General features: G+C 64.8%; 6 protein-coding genes and 1 pseudogene. 4 read left to right on the forward strand and 3 right to left on the reverse strand.

Annotated elements, in window-relative coordinates:
- The coding region (locus DYI24_RS22355; RefSeq protein ID WP_283810887.1) for a methyl-accepting chemotaxis protein at positions 1 to 488 on the forward strand (488 nt) is incomplete at its 5' end.
- Between the two features lie 173 nt (positions 489 to 661).
- Positions 662 to 952 (forward strand): hypothetical protein, encoded by a 291-nt coding sequence (locus tag DYI24_RS22360; RefSeq protein ID WP_164573893.1) that lies wholly within the window; start codon positions 662 to 664, stop codon positions 950 to 952.
- 71 nt (positions 953 to 1,023) lie between these two features.
- Here DYI24_RS22360 and DYI24_RS22365 read toward each other — a convergent pair whose 3' ends face one another.
- The 3 genes from DYI24_RS22365 to DYI24_RS22375 form a co-directional block, all read right to left on the reverse strand.
- Complete coding sequence (locus DYI24_RS22365; RefSeq protein ID WP_164573894.1) at positions 1,024 to 1,506, reverse strand: YbaK/EbsC family protein; 483 nt, start codon at positions 1,504 to 1,506, stop codon at positions 1,024 to 1,026.
- Between the two features lie 76 nt (positions 1,507 to 1,582).
- On the reverse strand, positions 1,583 to 2,323 hold the full coding sequence (locus DYI24_RS22370; protein WP_164573895.1) for a haloacid dehalogenase type II: 741 nt from the start codon (positions 2,321 to 2,323) through the stop codon (positions 1,583 to 1,585).
- Positions 2,324 to 2,476: 153 nt separating this feature from the next.
- A complete protein-coding gene (locus tag DYI24_RS22375) occupies positions 2,477 to 3,346 on the reverse strand; it encodes an amidohydrolase family protein (protein WP_107356787.1) in 870 nt (289 codons plus the stop codon).
- A 310-nt stretch (positions 3,347 to 3,656) separates the two neighbouring features.
- On the opposite strand from DYI24_RS22375, the gene ykgO reads away from it, so the two are divergent.
- Both ykgO and DYI24_RS22385 read left to right on the forward strand, forming a co-directional pair.
- The gene (gene ykgO / locus DYI24_RS22380; protein ID WP_011159732.1) at positions 3,657 to 3,782 is read left to right on the forward strand and encodes a type B 50S ribosomal protein L36; all 126 of its coding nucleotides are present in this window, start codon (positions 3,657 to 3,659) and stop codon (positions 3,780 to 3,782) included.
- Positions 3,783 to 3,877: 95 nt separating this feature from the next.
- Positions 3,878 to 4,189 (forward strand): annotated as a pseudogene (locus DYI24_RS22385) (tetratricopeptide repeat protein); the annotation flags it as partial.

Below are 4,189 nucleotides of genomic sequence, written 5' to 3' on the forward strand. Positions count from 1 at the left end.
ATCTGTTGGCGCTCAACGCCACGATCGAGGCGGCGCGCGCCGGTGACGCCGGCCGCGGCTTCTCGGTGGTGGCGCAGGAAGTGAAGTCGCTCGCCGAGCAGACCGCCAATGCCACGCGCGACATCTCGCGCAGCATCGCCGAAGTGCAGGAGACCACCCGCGCCGCCGTCGATGCGATCTCCGGCATCGGCCGTTCGATCGGCGAGGTCGATGATATCACGCACCAGGTCGCGCTCGCGGTCGAGGCGCAGACCGCCGCGACCGGCGAGGTCGCGCGCAACATCGAAGAAGCATTCGCCGGGATCCGCGACATCTCGGGCAACATCCAGGGCGTCGGTAGCAACATCACCGAGACTGAGCAGCATGCCGAGGTGACGCTGTCGGCGTCAGGCACGCTCGCGCAGCAGGCCCGCTCGCTCGGCGACGCGGTGCGTGATTTCCTGCGGACGCTTCATCGCGATGGTACGGAGCCGCTCAAGGCTGCTTGAGCGAAGGTTGCCTCGAGGAGCACGCAGCGCCATCAAGCGCTGCGTCGAACCAATTGCGCCGCACAGGTTAACGCAAGTTCATCTAGATGAACTCGCTCGTCAGCGCCCGTTCAGCTGCAACTTCCTAAGCTCGAGACAGTTCTGATGGTTCTCGATCGTAAGGAGGTTGTCCGATGAATCTGAAACTCGCCGTTGCTGCCGCAGCCGCTCTGAGCGCGGTCGCGCTCGCGCCGGGCATCGCGTCTGCGGCGATGCCGAACGGTCTTCCCGGCGCCGCGCAGGCTGCCGGCAGTCCATCCGCCCAGGTCGATCAGGTGCGTTACGTCTGTAACGCCTGGGGCCGCTGCTGGTGGCGCCCGAACTACTACGGCGCTTACGGCTACTACGGTCCGCGGTTCTATGGCCCGCGCTATTATGGCCCGCCGCGTCCGTATGGGCGGCACTACGGCTGGCGCCGTTGGTGATCGCCGCGCTCAGGCGCTGGTCTCATGACTGATGCAAGCATTGACGGGGCCCGCGGGCCCCGTTGTCGTGTTCACGGCTGCGTCGGCTCGCTGCGGTCCTCGCAGACATCGACCCATTCGGCGCCGACCAGCTCGGCCATGCGCTGCGGGGCAATCCGCACCGCGCTGTGAGTCGAACCCGCTGCCGGCACGACCACATCGAACGTCTTCAGTGAGACGTCGCAATAGATCGGCAGCGGTGCCTTGAGGCCGAACGGACAAACGCCGCCGACCTCATGGCCGGTGAGATCGGCGACCTCATGAACGCCGAGCATCTTCGGCTTGCCGCCGAGCAGCGCCTTCGCCTTCTTATTGTCGAGCCGCATCGTCCCGCTGGTGACGATCAGCACCACACGCTCGCCGACGCGCAACGACAGGGTCTTGGCGATCTGCGCCGGTGGCACGCCATAGGCTTCGGCGGCGAGCGGCACGGTGGCCGAACTCATCGTCGATTCCTCGACGACGATGTCGGGGGCATGTTGGGCAAACCATGCGCGAACGGATTCGAGGCTCATGCGGCTCCTCACGGCCGGCATTCCGGGCCGGCAATCGAGCGGCCGATATGCCGCAAAGCAGCACGTGGCGCAAATCTCAGCGCGCGGCCACGATCTCCACCAACGCGGTCAGCGATCCGATGCGGTGGTCAGGCTCGAAGCCGAGCACGTCCATCTGGGTGCGCAGCGCCTTGAACAGCGTCTGCGGCGAGAGCGGCCCAGGCCTCCGTAGTTCGCGCGCCATCGCCTCGCGGCTGACGCGCTCGATCCAGGCGACATTGAAGCCGAAGGCCTTCGCCCCCGCCACGTCCCAGGGATTGGAAGACACGAACAACATCTCGCGCGGCGCTACGCCGAGTCGCGCTTCGGCCAGCGCGTAGGCACGCGGATGCGGCTTGAACGTCTTGGCTGCGTCGACGCTGATCACGTCGTCGAGCACGCGGTGGAGGCCGGTATTGCGGGTGAGGGCGCCAAGCATATCCGGGCTGCCGTTGGAGAGGATCGCACGCTTGCAGGGTGCAAGCGCTTCCAGCGCCGACCGGGCTTCGGGATAGAGCGCGAGATCGAGATATTTTGCGAAGATGCGCTCGAATGCGCCGCCGCCGGCCTCGATGCCGAGACAGTCGAGCGTGTAGGCGAGTGAATCGCGGGTCACGACGGCGAAGTCCTCGTAGGTCCCCATCTGCGAGCGCAGCCAGGTGTATTCGAGCTGCTTGATCCGCCAGATCTGCGTGATCACCTCACCATAGCCGGGAAACTCCCGCTCGGTGACGGCCGCAACCGACTGGATGTCGTACAGCGTGCCATAGGCATCGAACACGACGGCCTTGATGGTCATGTGCGGCAGCTTTCAGTTGAGCTCGTCCCGGCGATCAGGCCTTTCCGCCTTCATCCTTGCGGGGAGTAAAGCGACGAAGCAATCCAGAGGCCGACTGCTCGGCGTTCTTGGATTGCTGCGCTTCGCATGCAAGGACGAACGATATCGTTGGGTCTAGATCCCCAGCAGCTTGCGGGCGTTCTGCTTCAACACCTTCGGGCGGATCTCGTCGCGGATCTCGAGCTTGGCGAAGTCCGACAGCCAGCGGTCCGGGGTGATCACCGGCCAGTCGGAGCCGAACAGCATCTTGTCCTGCAGAATCGAGTTTATGTAGCGCACCAGAATCGGCGGGAAGTACTTCGGCGACCAGCCCGACAGGTCGATATAGACGTTGGGCTTGTGGGTCGCAACCGACAGTGCCTCCTCCTGCCAGGGGAAGGAGGGGTGCGCCAGGATGATCTTCATGTCCGGAAAGTCGGCGGCGACGTCGTCCATATACATCGGGTTGGAGTACTTCAGCCGCATTCCCATGCCGCCCGGCATGCCGGAGCCGACACCGGTCTGGCCGGTGTGGAACAGCGCGATGGCGCCGCCTTCCTGGATCGCTTCGTACAGCGGATAGGCCAGCCGGTCGTTCGGATAGAAGCCCTGCATGGTCGGATGGAATTTGAAGCCCTTGATGCCGTAGTCGGCGATCAGCCGGCGCGCTTCGCGCACCCCGAGCTTGCCCTTGTGCGGGTCGATCGAGGCGAACGGAATCAGCACGTCGGAATTCTGCCGCGCGATCTCGATCATCTCGTCGTTGTTGTAGCGGCGGAAGCCGGTCTCACGTTCGGCGTCGACCGGGAAGATCACTGCGGCGATCTTCTTGGCGCGATAATACGCGGCGGTTTCCTGGACGGTCGGCGGATGCTTGTGCGGCGAGCCGAAATACTCCGCCATCCGCGCCTGGAAGTCGTCGTAGCCGTCGTCGGGGTGCGAGCCGCACGGTTCCTCGGCGTGGGTATGGATGTCGATAGCGACAAGATCGTCGGGATTCAGCATCAGGCGTTTCCTTCGGGCATTTCTCGCCGTCTTGGCGGCGGAGAATTGATTATGGTGTATAATTATTTTGAGGAGCTGTGAAGCGGCCCAAACCGCCGGCGTGCGGCGAATTTTGCGCCTTACCTTGGTGTGGCCGCCGGCCCAGCGCTGGTTTTCCGCAATGGCCTGTCGGTTCCGGCGGTGGATCGATTGACAGGCCGGGAGTCGCTGGATAGATACAGCACCGACCCGGGCGGGCTTCCGCCGGCGGGCTGTTATCGTTTTGTATTCGGCCAATTGTCACGGCCTTTCAAACAGTCAGGATAGACCCATGAAGGTCCGTAACTCGCTGAAGTCGCTGCTCACCCGCCACCGCGAAAACCGCCTGGTGCGCCGTAAGGGCCGGCTCTACGTCATCAACAAGACCCAGCGTCGCTTCAAGGCCCGCCAGGGCTGATTGCGCAGGGCCGCTCGCGGCCCGCGCCTCGATCTCACGCCGCTGTGACGCGCGCGCTGCTTTGCAGCGCGCTTTGTCGTGTCTAGACTGTCGCAATGGCGTTCGCCCCTCGACATTTTCGGTTCGGCCTCTGCGCCTTGGCGCTTGCGGCGCTGGCCCTGAGCGTGCCTGAGCGCGCGCGAGCCCAGGCCCCGGACGGACCCAAGCATCCGCTAGAGAAGCCGCTCGCGCAGCCGCCGGCACCGCCGGAGAAACTGCCGCGGGTGCCGACCGACCGCACCAAGGGCCTCGACTTTCTGTTCGGTGCCCTGAAGGCTGCGCCCGATGAGGCCAGCGCCAAACACGTCGAAGGGCGGATCTGGGCGCTGTGGAGCCAGACCACCAGCGACACCACGGCGCTGCTGATG

The organism is Rhodopseudomonas sp. BR0C11, assembly GCF_010820945.1.
Classification (GTDB): Bacteria; Pseudomonadota; Alphaproteobacteria; order Rhizobiales; family Xanthobacteraceae; genus Rhodopseudomonas; species Rhodopseudomonas palustris_H.

Excerpts from the sequence above, each read along its gene's own strand:
- DYI24_RS22360 (WP_164573893.1), top strand. The coding sequence starts at position 662 with ATGAATCTGAAACTCGCCGTTGCTGCCGCAGCCGCTCTGAGCGCGGTC.
- DYI24_RS22365 (WP_164573894.1), bottom strand. The coding sequence starts at position 1,506 with ATGAGCCTCGAATCCGTTCGCGCATGGTTTGCCCAACATGCCCCCGAC.
- DYI24_RS22370 (WP_164573895.1), bottom strand. The coding sequence starts at position 2,323 with ATGACCATCAAGGCCGTCGTGTTCGATGCCTATGGCACGCTGTACGAC.
- DYI24_RS22375 (WP_107356787.1), bottom strand. The coding sequence starts at position 3,346 with ATGCTGAATCCCGACGATCTTGTCGCTATCGACATCCATACCCACGCC.
- ykgO (WP_011159732.1), top strand. The coding sequence starts at position 3,657 with ATGAAGGTCCGTAACTCGCTGAAGTCGCTGCTCACCCGCCACCGCGAA.